At 71.1% G+C, this 17,724-nt stretch carries 20 protein-coding genes and 1 pseudogene; 2 read left to right on the forward strand and 19 right to left on the reverse strand.

The features are described 5' to 3' along the window. Nucleotides 1-60 precede the first annotated feature (60 nt). Both tsf and rpsB read right to left on the reverse strand, forming a co-directional pair. Nucleotides 61-897 carry a translation elongation factor Ts gene (gene tsf / locus AB0924_RS17940; RefSeq protein WP_358936769.1) on the reverse strand — a complete coding sequence of 279 codons (837 nt, stop codon included), beginning with the start codon at nucleotides 895-897 and terminating at the stop codon, nucleotides 61-63. Between the two features lie 173 nt (nucleotides 898-1,070). After that, on the reverse strand, nucleotides 1,071-1,979 hold the full coding sequence (gene rpsB / locus AB0924_RS17945) for a 30S ribosomal protein S2 (protein WP_358936771.1): 909 nt from the start codon (nucleotides 1,977-1,979) through the stop codon (nucleotides 1,071-1,073). 363 nt (nucleotides 1,980-2,342) lie between these two features. Between rpsB and AB0924_RS17950 the strand changes: the two genes are divergently transcribed. Continuing rightward, entirely contained in the window at nucleotides 2,343-2,843 is a 501-nt protein-coding gene (locus AB0924_RS17950; protein WP_366911926.1) for a M23 family metallopeptidase, read from the forward strand. A 328-nt stretch (nucleotides 2,844-3,171) separates the two neighbouring features. Here the strand turns inward: AB0924_RS17950 and AB0924_RS17955 are convergent, their stop codons facing one another. From AB0924_RS17955 to AB0924_RS18035, 17 genes and pseudogenes are all read right to left on the reverse strand, one after another. Next, nucleotides 3,172-3,729 (reverse strand): helix-turn-helix domain-containing protein, encoded by a 558-nt coding sequence (locus AB0924_RS17955; RefSeq protein ID WP_358936894.1) that lies wholly within the window; start codon nucleotides 3,727-3,729, stop codon nucleotides 3,172-3,174. Between the two features lie 65 nt (nucleotides 3,730-3,794). Next, nucleotides 3,795-4,637, reverse strand: a complete 843-nt coding sequence (whiG, locus tag AB0924_RS17960; RefSeq protein WP_366911895.1) for an RNA polymerase sigma factor WhiG — start codon at nucleotides 4,635-4,637, stop codon at nucleotides 3,795-3,797. A 358-nt stretch (nucleotides 4,638-4,995) separates the two neighbouring features. Next, a complete protein-coding gene (gene dprA, locus AB0924_RS17965) occupies nucleotides 4,996-6,156 on the reverse strand; it encodes a DNA-processing protein DprA (RefSeq protein WP_358936776.1) in 1,161 nt (386 codons plus the stop codon). Beyond that, nucleotides 6,153-7,772, reverse strand: coding sequence for a YifB family Mg chelatase-like AAA ATPase (locus AB0924_RS17970; RefSeq protein WP_366911896.1), 1,620 nt, complete (start codon nucleotides 7,770-7,772; stop codon nucleotides 6,153-6,155). The genes dprA and AB0924_RS17970 overlap by 4 nt, the downstream gene beginning before the upstream one ends. 1 nt (nucleotide 7,773) lies before the next feature. Then, a complete protein-coding gene (locus tag AB0924_RS17975; protein WP_358936780.1) occupies nucleotides 7,774-8,169 on the reverse strand; it encodes a YraN family protein in 396 nt (131 codons plus the stop codon). Between the two features lie 85 nt (nucleotides 8,170-8,254). Continuing rightward, nucleotides 8,255-8,563, reverse strand: coding sequence for a DUF2469 domain-containing protein (locus AB0924_RS17980; RefSeq protein ID WP_003965949.1), 309 nt, complete (start codon nucleotides 8,561-8,563; stop codon nucleotides 8,255-8,257). Nucleotides 8,564-8,619: 56 nt separating this feature from the next. Then, entirely contained in the window at nucleotides 8,620-9,144 is a 525-nt protein-coding gene (locus AB0924_RS17985) for an NUDIX hydrolase (RefSeq protein ID WP_366911897.1), read from the reverse strand. Then, complete coding sequence (gene lepB / locus AB0924_RS17990; RefSeq protein WP_366911898.1) at nucleotides 9,134-9,910, reverse strand: signal peptidase I; 777 nt, start codon at nucleotides 9,908-9,910, stop codon at nucleotides 9,134-9,136. The genes AB0924_RS17985 and lepB (AB0924_RS17990) overlap by 11 nt, the downstream gene beginning before the upstream one ends. Before the next feature lie 111 nt (nucleotides 9,911-10,021). Then, nucleotides 10,022-11,035, reverse strand: coding sequence for a signal peptidase I (lepB, locus tag AB0924_RS17995; protein ID WP_358936786.1), 1,014 nt, complete (start codon nucleotides 11,033-11,035; stop codon nucleotides 10,022-10,024). After that, nucleotides 10,926-12,020 (reverse strand): annotated as a pseudogene (gene lepB, locus AB0924_RS18000) (signal peptidase I); the annotation flags it as partial. The pseudogene lepB (AB0924_RS18000) and the gene lepB (AB0924_RS17995), both read right to left, overlap by 110 nt. Beyond that, the gene (gene lepB / locus AB0924_RS18005) at nucleotides 12,013-12,717 is read right to left on the reverse strand and encodes a signal peptidase I (protein WP_358936788.1); all 705 of its coding nucleotides are present in this window, start codon (nucleotides 12,715-12,717) and stop codon (nucleotides 12,013-12,015) included. The gene lepB (AB0924_RS18005) and the pseudogene lepB (AB0924_RS18000), both read right to left, overlap by 8 nt. 45 nt (nucleotides 12,718-12,762) lie before the next feature. Beyond that, entirely contained in the window at nucleotides 12,763-13,113 is a 351-nt protein-coding gene (gene rplS, locus AB0924_RS18010; protein WP_199212174.1) for a 50S ribosomal protein L19, read from the reverse strand. 135 nt (nucleotides 13,114-13,248) lie between these two features. Beyond that, complete coding sequence (gene trmD, locus AB0924_RS18015; RefSeq protein WP_358936793.1) at nucleotides 13,249-14,082, reverse strand: tRNA (guanosine(37)-N1)-methyltransferase TrmD; 834 nt, start codon at nucleotides 14,080-14,082, stop codon at nucleotides 13,249-13,251. Continuing rightward, on the reverse strand, nucleotides 14,079-14,624 hold the full coding sequence (gene rimM / locus AB0924_RS18020) for a ribosome maturation factor RimM (protein ID WP_358936795.1): 546 nt from the start codon (nucleotides 14,622-14,624) through the stop codon (nucleotides 14,079-14,081). Before rimM ends, trmD begins: the two co-directional genes overlap by 4 nt. An 83-nt stretch (nucleotides 14,625-14,707) precedes the next feature. Next, entirely contained in the window at nucleotides 14,708-14,947 is a 240-nt protein-coding gene (locus AB0924_RS18025) for an RNA-binding protein (protein WP_005479813.1), read from the reverse strand. A 5-nt stretch (nucleotides 14,948-14,952) separates the two neighbouring features. Beyond that, nucleotides 14,953-15,372 (reverse strand): 30S ribosomal protein S16, encoded by a 420-nt coding sequence (rpsP, locus tag AB0924_RS18030; protein ID WP_358936798.1) that lies wholly within the window; start codon nucleotides 15,370-15,372, stop codon nucleotides 14,953-14,955. A gap of 325 nt (nucleotides 15,373-15,697) precedes the next feature. Continuing rightward, nucleotides 15,698-16,294 (reverse strand): hypothetical protein, encoded by a 597-nt coding sequence (locus AB0924_RS18035; protein ID WP_358936800.1) that lies wholly within the window; start codon nucleotides 16,292-16,294, stop codon nucleotides 15,698-15,700. A gap of 525 nt (nucleotides 16,295-16,819) precedes the next feature. Here AB0924_RS18035 and AB0924_RS18040 point away from each other — a divergent pair. Continuing rightward, nucleotides 16,820-17,704 carry an SAM-dependent methyltransferase gene (locus tag AB0924_RS18040; protein ID WP_366911899.1) on the forward strand — a complete coding sequence of 295 codons (885 nt, stop codon included), beginning with the start codon at nucleotides 16,820-16,822 and terminating at the stop codon, nucleotides 17,702-17,704. Nucleotides 17,705-17,724 lie beyond the last annotated feature (20 nt).

A 17,724-nucleotide genomic window follows, 5' to 3' on the forward strand; every position in this document is an offset into this window, starting at 1 on the left:
GGTGTGCGCGGACGACTGCTGTCGACCCTATAGGGGTCGCGCGTCGATCGCGGTACGGACTCAGATGCCGACCTTGATGCGCGAGAAGCGCTTCAGGGTGACACCGGCCTCGTCCAGTACCTTCTGGACCGACTTCTTGTTGTCCAGCGCGTACGGCTGGCCGAGCAGCGTGGCGTCCTTGAAGAAGCCGTTGACGCGACCCTCGACGATCTTGGCGATCGCGGCCTCGGGCTTGCCCTCGGCGCGGGTGGTCTCCTCGGCGATGCGACGCTCGGACTCGACGACCTCGGCCGGCACGTCCTCCTTGGCGAGGTACTTCGGCGCGAAGGCGGCGATGTGCTGGGCGATGCCCTTGGCGACCTCGGCGTTCGGCTTGTCCAGCTCGACCAGGACACCGATCTGCGGGGGCAGGTCGGGCATGGTGCGGTGCATGTACGCGGTGACGTAGCCGTCGGAGAACTGCGCGAAGCGGTCCAGGACGATCTTCTCGCCGAGGTTGGCGTTGGCCTCGTCCACGAACGCCTGGACGGTCTTGCCGGCCTCGATCTCGGAGGCGAGCAGGGCCTCGATGTCGGCCGGGGAGGTCTTCGCGACGTGCTCGGCGATGGTCCGGGCCGCGGCCTGGAACTTGTCGCCCTTGGCCACGAAGTCCGTCTCGCACTTCAGCTCGACGATGACGCCGGAGGAGTTGTCGTCGGCGATGATGGAGACCACGGCGCCGTTCTCGGCGGAGCGGCCCTCACGCTTGGCGACGCCCTTCTGGCCCTTGATGCGCAGCGCCTCGACGGCCTTGTCGACGTTGCCGTCGGCCTCGTCCAGCGCCTTCTTGCAGTCCATCATGCCGGCGCCGGTCAGCTCACGGAGCTTCTTGACGTCGGCGGCGGTGTAGTTCGCCATGAGTCTGTGAGTCTTTCTCGAAGTCTTCGGAGAACGGAGATGAGCACGGTCCGCGTCCACTTGTAACCGTGGATCACGGACGGCGTGCCGACCTACGGGTGAACAGTGGGGGCGGACTCATCCGCGCCGGGGGCGCAGTGGATTCCGTACCGCCCCCACCGTCCACGTCGACGTCAGGCCTGCTCGCCCTCGGCGGCCGGGGCGGCCTCGGCGGCGGGAGCCTCGGCCGGCTTCTCAACCTCGGCCTCGGCGGCGGGGGCCTCGGCCGGCTTCTCGGCCTCAGCGGCGGGGGCGGCCTCGTCGGCCTTCTTCTCACCCTCGAGCAGGTCGCGCTCCCACTCGGCGAGCGGCTCGCCCGCGGCCTTCTCGCCCTTGTCGCCGGTGGCGACACGGGAGCGGGAGATGAGGCCCTCGGCGACCGCGTCGGCGATCACACGGGTGAGCAGGGTGACGGAGCGGATCGCGTCGTCGTTGCCCGGGATCTTGTAGTCGACCTCGTCGGGGTCGCAGTTGGTGTCGAGGATCGCGACGACCGGGATGTTCAGCTTCCGGGCCTCACCAACGGCGATGTGCTCCTTCTTGGTGTCCACGATCCAGACGGCGCTGGGCACCTTCTGCATCTCGCGGATACCGCCGAGGGTCTTCTCCAGCTTGGCCTTCTCGCGGGAGAGGACCAGCAGCTCCTTCTTGGTGAGGCCGGAGGCGGCCACGTCCTCGAAGTCGATCTGCTCGAGCTCCTTCAGGCGCTGCAGGCGCTTGTAGACGGTCGAGAAGTTGGTGAGCATGCCGCCCAGCCAGCGCTGGTTGACGTAGGGCATGCCGACGCGGGTGGCCTGCTCGGCGATGGCCTCCTGCGCCTGCTTCTTCGTGCCGACGAACATGACCGTGCCGCCGTGGGCGACGGTCTCCTTGACGAACTCGTAGGCGCGGTCGATGTACGACAGCGACTGGAGCAGGTCGATGATGTAGATGCCGTTGCGCTCGGTGAAGATGAAGCGCTTCATCTTCGGGTTCCAGCGACGGGTCTGGTGACCGAAGTGGACGCCGCTCTCCAGCAGCTCCCGCATCGTGACGACGGCCATGGCCGTATCTCCTTGAATTTCTCGGTTGTGCCGCAACAGCCGGTCGGCCGTCGCGCCTGACGCCCGCGTTGCGCCGGTGCCACGAGGGACCGAGGGGCGCTGATACGGACCGTCCGACGGAAGCCGTCCGACGAGACCCGTACCGGGGCGTGCGAAGTCGACCCGGTGACCCGGATCGCCAGAGAAAGTGTACGGGACCGCCGGGGCACCGGGTGACGCCGCTGTCCACAACCGGGGAGTGGTCCACAGATCCCGGCCGTGATCGCGGGGGTGCGGGAGGGTTTCGGCATGCGACGAGTGATGCGGCATTCGGGTGGGTGGGCGGGCTTGGTGCTCGGTCTCGCGGCGCTCGTGCCTACGCCCATGGCCTCCGCGGGCACCCCGGCCCCCGCGCCCTCACCGCCCTCGCGGGCACCGGTCCCGGCCATCGCCCGCGCCTGGCCGGTGGGGATCCGGCCGGTGGTGGTACGGGGCTGGGAGCCACCGGCGACGGTGTACGGCCCCGGGCACCGGGGTGTGGATCTGGGTGCGCCGGCCGGTGCCCCGGTACGGGCGGTGGCACCCGGCCGGGTGTCCTTCGCCGGGCGGGTGGCGGGGCGTGGTGTGGTGTCGGTGGCGCTGACGGGGACGGCTCTGCGCACGACGTACGAGCCGGTGGCCCCGTCGGTGCGGAAGGGCGACGAGGTGGACGCCGGTGACGTGGTCGGCACGGTGGAGGCCACGGCCCAGCACTGCCCCGCCACCTGCGTCCACTGGGGCCTGCTGACCGGCGAGACCTACCTGAACCCGCTGACCCTGCTCCCACCGTGGCTCCTGCGCGGGGGCCCCTCCCGACTGCTCCCGGTACTGAACGTCCGGGCTTAGCGGCAGGGCGGCGAGCGCTGAGCCGCGGGCATCCGTGCCGCCGCGGTCGGCACCCACCCGGCAGCGGCAGACGCACTGGCGTAACCACGAACAGCGACGTCCGGCGTAAACGCGGGCACGCATGCCCGCACAGCTGCGGGCATGCGTGCCCGCCTGGGGCGGCACGGGTGGGCGCAGCGGCACCCCGCAAGCGCGGGCGAGCGCGGCGCCTACCGGCCCGGGCCGGCACAGGGCGTCCTGAGAGCGCGGCGAACTACCGCATCCACCAGCGCGGCAAGGCACCGCCCCGGAAGCGAGGGGCAAACCAAATCCCGCCCAGCGGCAGCACTCAGCCCTGGACCCCCCGCAGGGCCATCCGCACAGCGGTGTCCGTGATCCTGGCCGGCTCCTCCGCCGCACCCAGCTCGATCCGCCGCACGGCCGCGTCCACGACCCCCTGCAACAGCATCGCCGCCAGCCGGGGCTGCTCGTGCCCCATCTCCGCCAGCGCCTCGACGACCATCGCGACCAGCCCTCCGTGAGCCGCGCGGATCTTCTCGCGCGCCCCCGCGTCCAGCTCACTCGCCGAGATCGCCACGACCGCCCGGTGCCGCCGGTCCCCGACCAGCGCCAGCTGCTGCCGCACATACGCCTCGACCTTGCCCTCGGGCGTCGCCGCGCGCTCCATCGCCGCCGCGACCTCCGCCGCCCAGACGGGGAAGTCGACCTCGCACAGTTCCTCGACCACGGCGGCGCGCGAGCGAAAGTACTCGTACACGGACGACCGCGCCAGGCCCGTCCGTTCGGCCAGCGCGGGAAAGGTCAGCGCGTCGGTCCCGCCGTCGGACAGCAGGGACCGAGCCGCGTCCAGCAGGGCGGCTCGCTGCATCGACCGGTGCTCGGCCACGGAGGCCGCTCGAATCCTTGGCACGTCGACCACTTTACGGACGCGTCCCCGCGAACGGGAGCAACTCAGCGTCCGAAGCTCGCCAGCTTCGCCCTCAGCTGCAGCACCGACTTGGTGTGGATCTGGCTGACCCGGCTCTCGGTGACCCCGAGCACATTGCCGATCTCGGCGAGGGTGAGCCCCTCGTAGTAGTAGAGCGTGACGACGGTCTTCTCCCGCTCCGGCAGGGTGTTGATCGCGCGCGCGAGGAACCGGCGCAGTTCCCGGTCCTCGGCGACCTCCACCGGGTTGTCGGCGGCGGTGTCCTCGAGCGTGTCCATGAGGCTGAGCCGGTCGCCGCCCTCACCGCCGACGTGCAGCAGTTCCTCCAGCGCGACCACGTTGGCCAGCGACAACTGACTGAACACGGCGTGCAGCTCGTCCACCTCCATGTCCAGCTCGGCGGCGACCTCGCCCTCCGTCGGGGTCCGCCGCAGCCGCGCCTCCAGGGTGGCGTAGGCCCGTTCGACGTTGCGCGCCTTCTGCCGGACGGACCGGGGGATCCAGTCCAGCGCCCGCAGCTCGTCGATCATGGCGCCCCGGATCCGGGTGATCGCGTACGTCTCGAACTTGATCTCCCGGTCGATGTCGAACTTCTCGATGGCGTCGATCAGTCCGAACACGCCCGAGGAGACGAAGTCGGCCTGTTCCACGTTGGGCGGCAGACCGACGCTGACCCGGCCCGCGACGTACTTGACCAGCGGCGAGTAGTGCAGGATCAGTTGCTCCCGCAGCCGGTCGTCCCCCGTCGCCTTGTACGACCGCCACAGTTCGTCGAGCGTCGAGGGAGCGGGCGGCCGCACGCTGCCACCGTCGCGGGCGGCCGGTGGGACCGCCGCCCGGTCGGAGCCGGAGGTGTGCTGGGGCATTCGTCGCCTTGTGCCGTTCTGCCGTGAAGTGCCGTGATCTGCCGTGAAGTGCTGAGGGGTGGTGCGAGCCGGGGTGGTGGGCGGAAGTGGGCTCGGTGGGTCACCGCGGGCCGAGTGGGGCACCCGGGTGAGCTGTCGGTCTGGTGTCGAGTCGGCGCGGTCTGCGCCCGGACTTCGTGAGCGTAGCGTGACTACGGAGTCGCGGTGTGCGAACAACGAGGCACCACCCCTGCGCGGAGCTTCTCCACCGGTACGACCACCGCAGTCGGCAGCTTGCTCTGCGTGACCACCCGGATGCGCCAACTCCGGGAATTACCAAGGGCTTAGGGCGTTCCCCCGGACGGCCGAACACGCTGGGTCAGCACGGAGCCGGGCCGCCCCGGGCCGAGATCAGCGCCTGGCGTGTCAACTTCCAGCCGTCGCCGTGTCGTTCGACGTAGCCAAGTGCTCGGAGTTCGTACAGTCTCGCGATCGCGTCGTCCGGGGTGGTCCGCGCGCCGCGCGCGATCTCCCCGGCGCCGGCCGGGCGGTTGCCGGGCAGGGCGGCGAGGACGGCCCGCGCGGCCGGTTCCAGCAGGTCACGTGGGAGGACGGGGCCGTGCCTGGGCGGGGCCAGCTCACCCATGTCACCCACGAGTTCGATGACGTCCGCGGCATCGGTGACCAGCGTGGCCCCGCCGCGCAGCAGTTCGTGCACCCCGGCGGAGAGAGAGCTGGTGACGGGTCCGGGGATCCCCATCGTGAATCTGCCGAGCCGCTCGGCGGCCCGCGCGGTGACCAGCGAGCCGCTGCGACAGGCCGCCTCCACGACGACGGTGCCCCGGGTGAGCGCCGCGATCACCCGGTTCCGCAGGATGAACCGGCTCGGCGTCGGATGATCGCCGGGCGGCAGCTCGCCCACCACCAGTCCCTGCTCCGCGATCCGGTTGATCAGCGCGGTGTGGCCACGCGGATAGGGCCGGTCGACGCCGCAGGCCAGCACGGCGACGGTAGCCCCGCCGGCGGCCAGGGCACCCCGGTGGGCGGCCCCGTCGATGCCGTAGGCCCCGCCGGACACGACCACCCATCCCCGTTCGGCCAGCCCGGCGGCGAGGGTGGCCGCCACATGCGTCCCGTACTCGGTGCAGGCGCGTGCCCCGACCACGGCTACCGAGCCGAGCGCCCATACTCGCGGACTGGGCGTGCCGCGCACCCACAGCCCGATGGGCCTTCCGTCGCCCAGGTCGTCGAGCCGGCCCGGCCACTCGGTGTCGCCCGGGCACACGAACCGCACACCGGCGTTCCGCGCCTCCTCGAGGTCCCGCTCCGGCTCGGCCCGCCCGGCCCGCGCCACCAGCCCGTCCCACCGTTTCCCGCTCACCCCCGGCAGCCGCCGCCCACCGTCGCGCAGCCGCCGGACCACTTCCGCCACCCCGAACTCCCGCAGCCACCGTCCGCCGGCCTCGTCTCCCGGCTCGATGACCCGGGCGAGGAAGACCCGCCCCAGCCGCTCCTCCTCCGCGTCGGTCCCCGCGGTCATGTCAGGGCCCCGAGGGCCATGGGCACGCCCCGTGGGATTCCGGTGCGCAGTTGCAGCGCGAGGCAGACGTCGCCGGCGTCCGGGCGGTCGTGTCCGACGAGGTCCGCGACCGTCCAGGCGACGCGGAGCACCCGGTCGATGCCGCGGGCCGTGAGCACGCCCCGCTCGAGGCTCCGCTCGGCCTCGTCCATCGTGCCGGCGCCGGCGTGGAAGCGGCTGCGCAGCTCTCTGCCGGGCACCTCGCTGTTGGTTGCCCAGGGCGTTCCGGCGAGGCGGGCCGCGGCCCGCTCCCGGGCCGCGCGGACCCGGTCGGCGACGGCCGCCGAGGATTCGCCCCGGGCCCCGGGTTCGGTGAGCTGGGCACGGGTGACCGGGTCGACCTCTACCCGCAGGTCGACCCGGTCCAGCAGCGGGCCGGACAGCCGGGCCTGGTACCGGCGGATCGCCGACGGCGGGCAGTCGCACAGGGAGTCCCGCTGCGAGAACCGCCCGCACGGGCAGGGGTTGGCCGCCAGCACCATCAGGAACCGGGCGGGGAACCGGACCACTCCCGCGCTGCGGGCGATCACCACGTGCCCGGACTCCAGCGGCTGCCGCAGGGCGTCCAGGGTCTGGCCATGGAACTCGGGCGCCTCGTCCAGGAACAGCACCCCTCGGTGGGCCAGGGACACGGCGCCCGGCCGCGCCACGCCCGGGCCGCCGCCGACGAGGGACTGCATCGTGGCCGAATGGTGCGGGGCGCAGTAGGGCGCGACCTCGACGAGGGGTTTGCCCGGGGGCAGCAGTCCGGCCACCGAGTGGACCGCCGTGACCTCCAGCGACTCCTGCCGGGTGAGCGGGGGCAGCACGGCGGGCAGCCGCTCGGCGAGCATGGTCTTGCCGGCGCCCGGCGGACCCTCGAGGAACAGGTGGTGCCCGCCGGCGGCGGCCACTTCGACGGCCGTGCGCGCCGAGGTCTGGCCCACGACGTCGGCCAGGTCGTGGTCGGGCTGTGGAGCGCCGCCGCCGTGCATGCCGGTGGCCACCGCGGTGCCGGGCACGCGCAGCCCGGCCAGCAGGGGGTCCGGGCGCCCCTGTCCGTCAGGGTCCTCCTCGGGCACGGGCTCGTCGGTGAGGACGGCGATGAGCTGCCGCAGGCTGCGCACACCGAGCACGGACACCCCGGGGACCAGCGAGGCCTCGGCGGCGGCGCTCTCGGGTACGACCACCTGTTCGTACCCCGCGTCGGCGGCGGCGAGGACGGCGGGCAGGATGCCCCGTACCGGCCGCACCCGCCCGTCCAGTCCCAGCTCGCCGATCATCACGATCTCGGCGAGGACCCGTGGGTCGATCCGGGCGGCGGCGCCGAGCACCGCGCAGGCGACGGCCAGGTCGAAGCCGGAGCCGGCCTTGGGCACGGACGCCGGGCTCAGTCCGACGGTGAGCTTCTTCTGCGGCCATTCGCCGCCCGAGTTCACCACCGCCGCCCGGACCCGGTCCCGGCTCTCCGTCAGGCTCTTGTCCGGGAGGCCGACCAGGGTGAAGGCCGCCACCCCGGGTTCCAGGTCGGCCTGCACCTCGACGACCACGCCCTCGACGCCGACGAGGGCGACGGAGCACGTACGGGCGAATCCCATCTCAGACCACCCCGCGCACATGCTCGACGGCCGGGGCTCCCCGGCGGGGCAGCAGCACGCCGACCAGGTCGATGCGGACGCCGCCCGGCGGGGCTCCGCCATGGGCCTGGATCCAGCGTTCGGCCAGGCCGTGCAGGCGTCGCGCCTTCTCGGGCGAGACGGCGGCCATCGGATGCTGGAAGCCGCCGGCCCTGCGGGTCTTCACCTCGCAGACGACCAGCGTGTTCCCGTCCCGGGCCACGATGTCGATCTCGCCGGAACGACCGCAGCGCCAGTTGCGCCGCAGGATGGTCATCCCTGCCTCGGTCAGCCGCCGTGCGGCCAGATCCTCGCCGTACCTGCCGAGTCCACTGCGTGCCCTGCTCATGTCGGCACCACCTCCGGCACCCACGGTCACGCAGCATGCGAACAGAAGTGGATCTTGGTGGGCTACTCGCCGGTTGTGGACAACCCCGTCACCCGTAGGACGGAATCCGGGAGGGTCAGCCGCCCGGGAGCTCGAGGTCGCTCTTGTTCAGCTCCTCGATGTTCACGTCCTTGAAGGTGAGGACGCGCACCTGCTTCACGAACCGGGCCGGCCGGTACATGTCCCAGACCCAGGCGTCCGCCATCGACACCTCGAAGAACACCTCGCCCTGGACCGAGTGCACCTGCATCTCGTAATCGTTGGTGAGGTAGAAGCGCCGCTCGGTCTCGATCACGTATTTGAACAGACCGACGACATCTCGATACTCCCGGTAGAGCTTCAGCTCCATCTCGGTCTCGTACTTCTCGAGGTCCTCGGCGCTCATGGCATGTTCCCCTTCAGCCGTGCGATCCCCCCATTGTGCGCCAGTCCGACGAGCCCTCAGACGATTTCCGTGTCCAGAGTCACGGGCTTGGCGGGGGGACCTTCGTCGAGCAGCGTGCGCAGCAGCCCGGCGAGTCTGGTCGGATACACCGTCTCATGTGCCCGGGTCAGTTCCTGGCACGTCCACCAGCGCGCTCCGGCGACACTGCGCCGCTCCAGTTCGGTCAGGCCCAGGGCCGCGACGTCCGTCCGGCTCGTGCGGGCCAGGTAGTACCACTCGTCCTGGTCCCAGCGCCGGCCCGCGAACGGGAAGGAGCAGCGCCGGCGCCACAGCACCGGGCCGAGGACGACGTCGGTGATGCCGGTCTCCTCGGCGAGTTCCCTCAGCGCGGCCTCTTCGCGCGTCTCGTCGCCCTCCAGACCGCCACCTGGGGTGAACCACCAGTCGTCGGCCGGATCGTCCGGCTCATGACCGTGCAGCAGCAGGATGCGGTCCTCGGGGTCGAGCAGGACCACCCGGGCCACCCTGCGCGGTCCGCCCTCGTGGGTGTCCTCGCCGGGCCGCGTGGTCTCAGCGGGCACCGGCGGGACCCGGGCGGTTGCGCTTGCGGCCGAGCCGCTTGGCGATCGAGCCGTACACGCCGCCGCCGAGGACCAGGACAGCGCCGCCGACGATCATCAGCTCGATGGTCCGGAGCGGGCCCGGCTGGGAGAGGGCGCCCAGCGCCTTGAATCCGGTGGGGCGCTCGAGCATGCCGTTCATGGGCCAGACCACGGAGTCGACGCGTGCCGAGACGGCGCCGCGCGCCACCGTGCCCTGGGCGGCGTCGGTGAGGTGGGCGGTGGAGTCCAGGGAGCCCTGGCGTTCGTCTCCGAGGAGGAAAAGCCGGCCCTTGGGGACGGTGATGGTCGGGATCTTCTTGATCTCGGCCGGGCTGCCCGCGGGCAGATAGGGCTCGTCGATCTTCTTGCCGTTGACGGTGAGCTTGCCGTCGGTGCAGCAGGAGACGGTGTCGCCGCCGACCGCGACGACCCGCTTGACCACGTTGGCGTTGGTGACCCAGCTCTTGTCGCGGAAGACCACCACATCGCCGCGCCGCACCTCGGTGCCGTCGACGCGCTGGGCCAGCACCCGGTCACCGGCGTCGATGGTCGGCGCCATCGAGCTGGTCGGCACGGTGTACGGACGGTAGACCACCGCTCCCCAGGCGAAGCCGCCGAGGAACAGCACCAGGCCCAGCGCCATGGCCACCCCGGAAAGCCGCTCCGCGAGCCGGCCACCGCCGGCCCGTGCCGTGCCTGTGCCCGCGATGCGCGGGGCCGTACGCGTCGTGCTCTCGCCGCTCATGGACCCGCACCCTACCTGCCGGTACCGAACGGGGGCAGCCCCTCTTTCAGGACCCTGGGAACAGCTTTCCCGGAGCTTCACAGAGGGGCCCCACACGCACGGCCGGCGGGCTCAGCGCTTTCCGGCGGCCGCCGTGGCCTGGACGCCGGTCCGCAGCCGGTCGGTGCGCCCGCGCCGCCAGACCGCCACCGGCAGCACGGCCGCCAGCGCCACGCCCTGCGGCGCCACGGTCAGGGACGCGGCCGCGGAGGACTGCTGACCGAGGCCGGGCTGGTCGAAGGTGTCCGGCACCGGCAGCGTGCCCCAGCGGTTGATGGGCCAGGCGCGCACGATGGCGCGGCCGACGACCTTGTCGACGGGGACCATGCCGTGGTGGCTGTCGGACTGGTTGTAGCGGGAGTCACGGGAGTTCTGGCGGTGGTCGCCCATCACCCAGATGTAGCCCTTGGGGACCTTCACCTTGAACTGGCCGCCCTGGTCGTCCAGGCTGCATGGCGTGTTGCCGGGGTAGACGTAGGGCTCGTTCAGCGCCTTGCCGTTGACCTTCAGCGGGCCGGTCTTGTTGCACTCGACCGTGTCGCCGCCGACTCCGATCACCCGCTTGATCAGGTCCTTCTCCTCGGCGGACGGCATCAGGCCGATCCAGCTCAGGACCTTCTGCACCGGGTTCGGGTTGGGCGCGGGCTCGCCCGCCAGCCAGTTGTCCGGGTCGTGGAAGACGACGACCTCGCCGCGCTCGGGCTCGGACCCGAACCAAGGGGTGAGCTTGTCGACCAGGACGCGGTCACCCTGCTGGAGGGTGTTCTGCATCGAGTCCGAGGGGATCGAGAACGCCTGCACCAGGAACGTCTTGATCAGCAGGGCCAGGACCAGCGCGATGCCGATCAGGATCGGCAGTTCCTTCCAGAAGGAGCGCGGCTTCTTCGGCCGGTTCGCCGTCCCGTCCGTGCCCTCGCCGTCGCTCTGGTGCCGGTGCTCCTCCGGACCGCCGTCGTCGGACGCCGAGAAGTCGGAGTTCCCGGACGTCACGGCGCTGTTCGGAGCGGGGGCGTTCGACTCCACGGGGTGCCCGCGGTGCTCCTCGCCGTCGTGTCCCGACCGTGCGCCAACCGCCACATCCCCCACGCCAACTCCTTACTCTCTGCCGCCGCCTGCGCCATCCACGGTGCAGGCCCACCACTCCCATAACGAGCGGGAGTTCCGCAGGGGTCGGGAGGCGGGTCATTCCGTTCGGATCGCCGGAGGCAACCCTATGCGACAGCGGAGGGGACGCGGTCGACCCCGACACGGAGTCGGCAACGCTTGCAAAGGTTTTAGGTTCGTCGAGGCTGGTCCAGTGGCCGATGGGCCAGCCGATCACCATGGCCCGGCCCACCACCGAGTCCTCGGAGACCGTGCCGCCGTACGGCGTGTTCTGGTGCGCGCGGGAGTCGGCGGAGTTGTCGCGGTGATCGCCCATCACCCACAGGCGTCCCTGCGGCACGGTGATGTCGAAGGGGGTGATGGAGGGGGCGCTGCCCGGATTCAGGTAGCCGGTCTCGCTCAGCGGACTTCCGTTGACGGTGACCCGGCCCTGCGCGTCACAGCACTTGACGTGGTCCCCGCCGACCCCGATGACCCGCTTGATCAGGTCCTTCTCGTTGTCGGAGGGCAGCAGGCCGATGAAGGTGAGGCCTTCCTTGAACTGCTTGACGACCACCGGGTCGTCCTTCTTCTGGGTGGTCTGCTCGTCGGCCAGCCAGCCGCCCGGGTCGTGGAAGACGACGACGTCCCCGCGCTGCGGCTTGGAGCCGAACCACGGGGTGAGCTTGTCGACCAGGACACGGTCGCCGATCCGGATCGTCTGCTCCATGGAGCCGGACGGGATCACGAACGCCTGCACGAGGAACGTCTTCAGGACGAGGGCTATGAGCACCGCGACACCGACCAGAAGGGGGATCTCCCGAACGGCTGACCGCCTGCGCTTGCGCTTCACCTTGCGCTGGAGCTGGCGCCGCTCCGCGCGCGTGCGGCCACCGCCCGTTCCGGAGCCGGTGCGGCGGGTCCCGGTGGGCAGCAGGCTCTCGGCGGCGCTGGCCGGCGCTCCGCGCGGCTTGCCCCGGTTACCCATGCGCGTCCTCCGCGGAGGTGGCCGCGGGCACGCGCGCGTAGGCCGACGGCCGGGTGAGGTGCCGCCAGTGACCGTACGGCCAGGCGACCCAGTCGGCCCGGCCGATGACGTCGTCCACCGGGATCATGCCGCCGCCGGGCGAGCCCAGGTGGTCGCGGGAGTCGCTGGAGCGACTGCGGTGGTCTCCGAGGACGAACAGGCGGTCCGCGGGCACGACGACGTCGAAGGGGACGCTGGACGGGCTGTCCCCGGGATGGAGGAACGCCGTCTCGTCGACCGGCCGGCCGTTCACCTCGAGCCTCCCCTCCTTGTCGCAGCAGACCACATGGTCTCCCCCTACCCCTACAACGCGCTTGATGTAGTCGGCGTCCCCGAAATACCCGGTTCCGTCGAAGACAACCACGTCACCGCGGAGCGGCTGGGCACCGAAACGGTACGCCAACTTATTTACGAGGACGCGGTCACCGATCCTCAATCCCTGTTCCATGGATCCGCTCGGGATCTGGAACGGCCGTGCCACGAAAGCGTTGAGGAGGAGCAGGAACGCAAGACAGACGAAGAGGGTGAGGGTGATCCGGCCGCCCGGCAGCCATGCGGCGATCCGCGGCACCAACGCGAAACGCGACCGTCCCTCCGTCCCCGTGGTACCGGGTCGGGAGGAGCGGTCGCGTTGCGTCGGCTGTGCTTCGGTGTCCATCGGAGCCAGATGCTATCCGCCCCGATGCGACCGAAGGAAAAGCGCTCAGTTCTCGCGCTTCTCCTTGATCTTCGCGGCCTTGCCGCGCAGCTCACGGAGGTAGTACAGCTTGGCGCGGCGCACGTCACCACGGGTGACCAGCTCGATCTTCTCGACGATCGGGGTGTGCACCGGGAAGGTGCGCTCGACGCCGACGGAGAACGAGACCTTGCGGACCGTGAAGGTCTCGCGGACACCGGAGCCCTGGCGACGGATCACAACGCCCTTGAACTGCTGCACACGGGAGCGGTTGCCCTCGATGACGCGGACGTGGACGTTGACGGTGTCACCCGGGCGGAAGGCGGGGACGTCGCTGCGCAGCGACGCGGCGTCGACGGTGTCGAGCAGGTGAGACATTTCGTCTGCTTTCTTCGCTGATGCCACAGGTCATCAACGGGAACTAGGTTTCCATGAGGACTGCCGTGCGAGTCGGTGCGGGCGTCGTGTCCCCCTGTGGCAGGGGCGCACGCCGGACGGACGCACAACAGCGGCCTATTGTTCCATGCCGTCGGCTTGGCGCCAAAACCGGCCGTACGGCTCCCCCGCCGGGTCCGGTTCCCAGCCCAGGATGGAGAGCATCTCCCGGTCCTTCTTGTCGAAGGCCTTGGGGTCGCAGCGCTCGATCAGGTCGGGCCGGTGGGCCGTGGTGCGCCGCAGGGCCTCGTCGCGGCGCCAGCGGGCGATCCGGCCGTGGTGGCCGCTGAGCAGCGTCTCGGGGATGTCCCGGCCGCGCCAGACGGGCGGCTTGGTGTAGACGGGACCTTCCAGCAGGCCGGCCATCGCGCCGGGCGCGAAGGAGTCGTCCCGGTGGGACTCGGCGTTGCCGAGGACGCCGGGCAGCAGCCGCGCCACGGCCTCGGTGACGACCAGGACGGCCGCCTCGCCGCCGGCGAGCACGTAGTCGCCGATGGAGACCTCGTGGACGGGCATCCGGGTCGCGTACTCGTCCATGACGCGCCGGTCGATGCCCTCGTAGCGGGCCGGTGTGAAGATCAGCCAGGGGCACTCGGAGAGTTCGACCGCCAGTTCCTGGGTGAAGGGACGGCCACTGGGGGTGGGCACGATCAGCGCGGGGGTCCGGGCGCCGGTCTCGTAGCCGTCGGCGAGCACCGTGTCGAGCGCGTCGCCCCAGGGTCCGGTCTTCATGACCATGCCGGGGCCGCCGCCGTAGGGGGTGTCGTCGACCGTGTTGTGCCGGTCGTAGGTCCACGCGCGCAGGTCGTGCACGTGGACGTCGAGCTGCCCGCGCGCGCGGGCCTTGCCGACGAGGGAGACGTTCAGCGGCTCGAGGTACTCGGGGAAGATCGTGACGACGTCGAGCCTCATGCGTCCTCCTCCCGGGAGGAGGCGATCTCGGCGGCGTCGTCGATCAGGCCGGGCGGCGGCGCGATGACGGCCTTCTGCTCCTCGAGGTCGATCTCGGTCACGATCTCCTCCACGAAGGGGATCATCACCTCGCTGCCGTCCGGGCGCTCGACGATGAACAGGTCCTGGGAGGGCAGGTGCGAGATCTCGGTGATCCGGCCGACCTCCGTGCCGTCCTCGGTGACCACGTCGAGGTCCATGAGCTGATGGTCGTAGTACTCGTCCTCGCCCTCGGGCAGTTCCTCGGGGTCGACCTCGGCGATCAGCAGGGTATTGCGCAGGGCCTCGGCGGCGGTGCGGTCGCCGACGCCCTCGAAGCGCAGCAGGAGGCGGCCGCTGTGCACCCGGCCGGTGGCGATGGTGAGCGGTCCGGCGGAGGCCGGGTCGGTGGCCAGAACGGCTCCCGGGCCGAGCCGCAGTTCCGGCTCGTCGGTACGTACCTCGACGGTGACCTCGCCCTTGATGCCGTGGGCGCGTCCGATCCGTGCGACTACCAGCTGCACTGTGCTTGCTCTCCTGTCATACGACTACGGGCCGGGGACGGCCCAGTGGCCCTCCCCGGCCCGAGCCGGTGCTGCGATAAGCGTCAGCGGACGTGGTCCACGTCGACGAGGTCGACGCGGACACCGCGGCCGCCGATGGCGCCCACGACGGTGCGCAGAGCGCGCGCGGTACGGCCGTTGCGGCCGATCACCTTGCCGAGGTCGTCGGGGTGGACCCGGACCTCCAGCACGCGCCCGCGGCGCAGGTCACGCGAGGCGACCTGCACATCGTCAGGGTTGTCGACGATGCCCTTCACGAGGTGCTCAAGCGCCTCTTCGAGCATGGTGCTCAGGCCTCGGTCGACTCGGACTCGGCAGCGGCCTCGTCCTTCTTCTCAGCCTTCTTCTTCTGGGTGATGGCCTCACCCTTGCCCTCGTCGTCACCGCCGAGAGCCTCGAACGACGGACGCGTGGACTTCGGCTCGGCGACGAGCAGCGGCGCGGGAGCCGGCTCGCCCTTGAACTTCTGCCAGTCGCCGGTCTTCTTCAGGATGGCGAGAACGGGCTCGGTCGGCTGCGCGCCGACACCCAGCCAGTACGCCACACGCTCGGCGTCCACCTCGATGACCGACGGGTTGTAGGTCGGGTGGTACTTGCCGATCTCCTCGATGGCCCGGCCGTCACGGCGGGTACGGGAGTCGGCGACGACGATGCGGTAGTGAGGCGAACGGATCTTGCCCAGACGCTTCAGCTTGATCTTGACTGCCACGGGAGTGGATTCTCCTGATTTTGACGTGGTTGGGCACGGCGAACAGCCGCGTGGGGTTGCGGTACCCGAGTGCCCGATGGACGCGTCAGCCGGAGGAGAGAGGGGTCCTGTGCGACTGTCGAGTACAGCTAGACATTGTGCCATACCGATCGGGTCGCACTCCGCCACGGGGTACGGGGTGATCCCGGGCATGCCCGAGCGGCACCCGGCGCGGGGGTGAGGCCACGTCGGGTGCGCCGCTCGGCGCCGCGAGGTGCCGTCGGCAGCCGCGCGGGGACGAGCCCGCTTCCGGCACCCACGAGATGCCGGTACTCGCGGCTCGCCGCTACGCCACTCCCGCGACCTCCGGGATCCGGAACGGCTTGCCGCAGCCACCGCACATGATGGGGGCCTGGGCCAGGACCGAGGGCACCACCCGGACGTTGCGGCCGCAGTCGCAGACCGCCTTGACACGGACGCCGCCGCCCGAGGAGCCGTGGCGGGCGGCCGGGCCGCGGAAGGTGCGGGAGGTGTCGGCGGAGGTGGCCGCCGTGTGGGCCTTCAGGGCGCGCTGGAGGCGCTCGATGGTCGGACGGTAGCGCCGCTTCGCCTCGGGATTGAGCGTGACCAGCGAGAAGCCGCTGCTGGGATGCGGCTCCTCGGGGTGGTCCAGGCCCAGTTCCTCGGCGATCGCGAGGAAGCGGCGGTTGTGGTAGCGGCCGGCGCGGGAGGTGTCGCGGACACCGCGGGCGGCGGCGATGCCGTGGACGGCCTCGTGGAGCAGGCGCTCGAAGGAGAGTTCGTGACCGCACGCGGACGACGACTCCCCGATCAGGGACTCTGGCGCGGCAAGGTCGGGCAGTTCGGGGTGGTACCGCTGAATGTCGGCCCACGCCTCTGCCAGCTCTGCGGCGAGAACAGGTGGTGTCTGTGTCGTGCTCACGTAATGACAACGAGCGTGGGTGCCACTGTGTTCCTATTCCGGGGCATCCCAAATAATTTGCACGTACCCGTCAGTTGCCTCTGATGCGTCCTGACGAGGGCGGGTGCGCTGATCTGCGGAGAAGCCTCACAGCTCATACCAAGCCGGTGCGTAGTCCGACGTACGACGCGGCGTGTAAGCGGTGCTGTGGCGGTGGGCGGCGGATGCGCAAGGCGCGTTTCGGTCGCTCTCGCGTGAGGCCGTCACCTCTGTCTGCGTCCGCGCCGATCGAGACGTTACCGGGTGGCTCCGCGCCCCTCGTCACCGGCCCGTCCCGCGCGGGAGCGGACACCGTACGGTCGCCCGGGTTGCGTGGATGTGAAATCTCGCCACTTGTGCGCTCAGCTCCCAAGCAGGGCCCCACGACCCCTGGACGGCATCGCGAGCCGGGAGTTACCTGACATAGGTGGAGGGTGCGAGCGATCGGCACGGGGGCCTCGCAATCGGGCACTGCGACGAACTGTCGGCGGATTGGGGCGCTTACCTATGACACCTACGCTCGTGCGGGAGCAATTGTCCCACCCGGGTTCCGTACCACCCGGCGTGAACCCGTGCGCACGCGCGCGTGACTGGTCCGAGATCCAGGAGCGAATGCTGGTCCCGCTCTACGAGGCCGTCTACGAGCGGCTCGAGGTGGGGCCGGCGACACGGCTGCTGGGCCTGCACTGCGGTTCCGGTCTCGCCCTGCTGATGGCGTCCTCCAGAGGGGCCGCCGTGACCGGCGTCGACTCCTGCCGGGAACTGCTCACCCTCGCGCGCGAGCGCCTGTCACCGGACGCGGCGCGCGGCACGCGCGCGCGTGCGAGCGGAGGAACGGACACGGGCGCGGGCACGAATCTCGTCGAGGATCTACCGGGCGGCCGGGCCGGCGCGGAGACACCCGCGTACACCCTGATGACCGTGTTCGAGCCGATCGGCTGTCTGGCGGGTGACTCCGAGGGCCTGGGCGGCCTGCTCGCGGGCGCGCTGCCGCTGGCCGCGCGGGGGGCGGCCGTGGTGCTGGCCGGGTGGGGCCCGCCGGAGCGCTGCGCCACCTCCTCGGTGCTGCGGGTGGCGACGAAGCTCGCCGATCCACTGCGCAGCCCGGGCAGCTGGCGGCCGGCCCGGCGTGACGACCTGGAGGAGGTCGCCCAGCGGGCCGGGCTGAAGCCGGACGGCTCGGGACGGGTGGCCTGCCCGTTCGGTTACGCCGATGTCGACAGCGCCGTACGCGGCCTGCTGTCGACCGGACTCTTCGACGCGGCGATCGCGGCCACCGACCGCAAGCAGGTGGACAAGGAGCTGGCGGAGGCACTGCATCCGTACCGGCGCGCGGACGGGACGGTGTGGATGCCGAACGTCTTCCGCTATCTGGTCGCACGCATGCCGTAGACGCGCTTCCCCGCCGGTAC

The sequence above is a fragment of the Streptomyces sp. NPDC047869 genome (assembly GCF_040704065.1).
Lineage (GTDB): Bacteria > Actinomycetota > Actinomycetes > Streptomycetales > Streptomycetaceae > Streptomyces.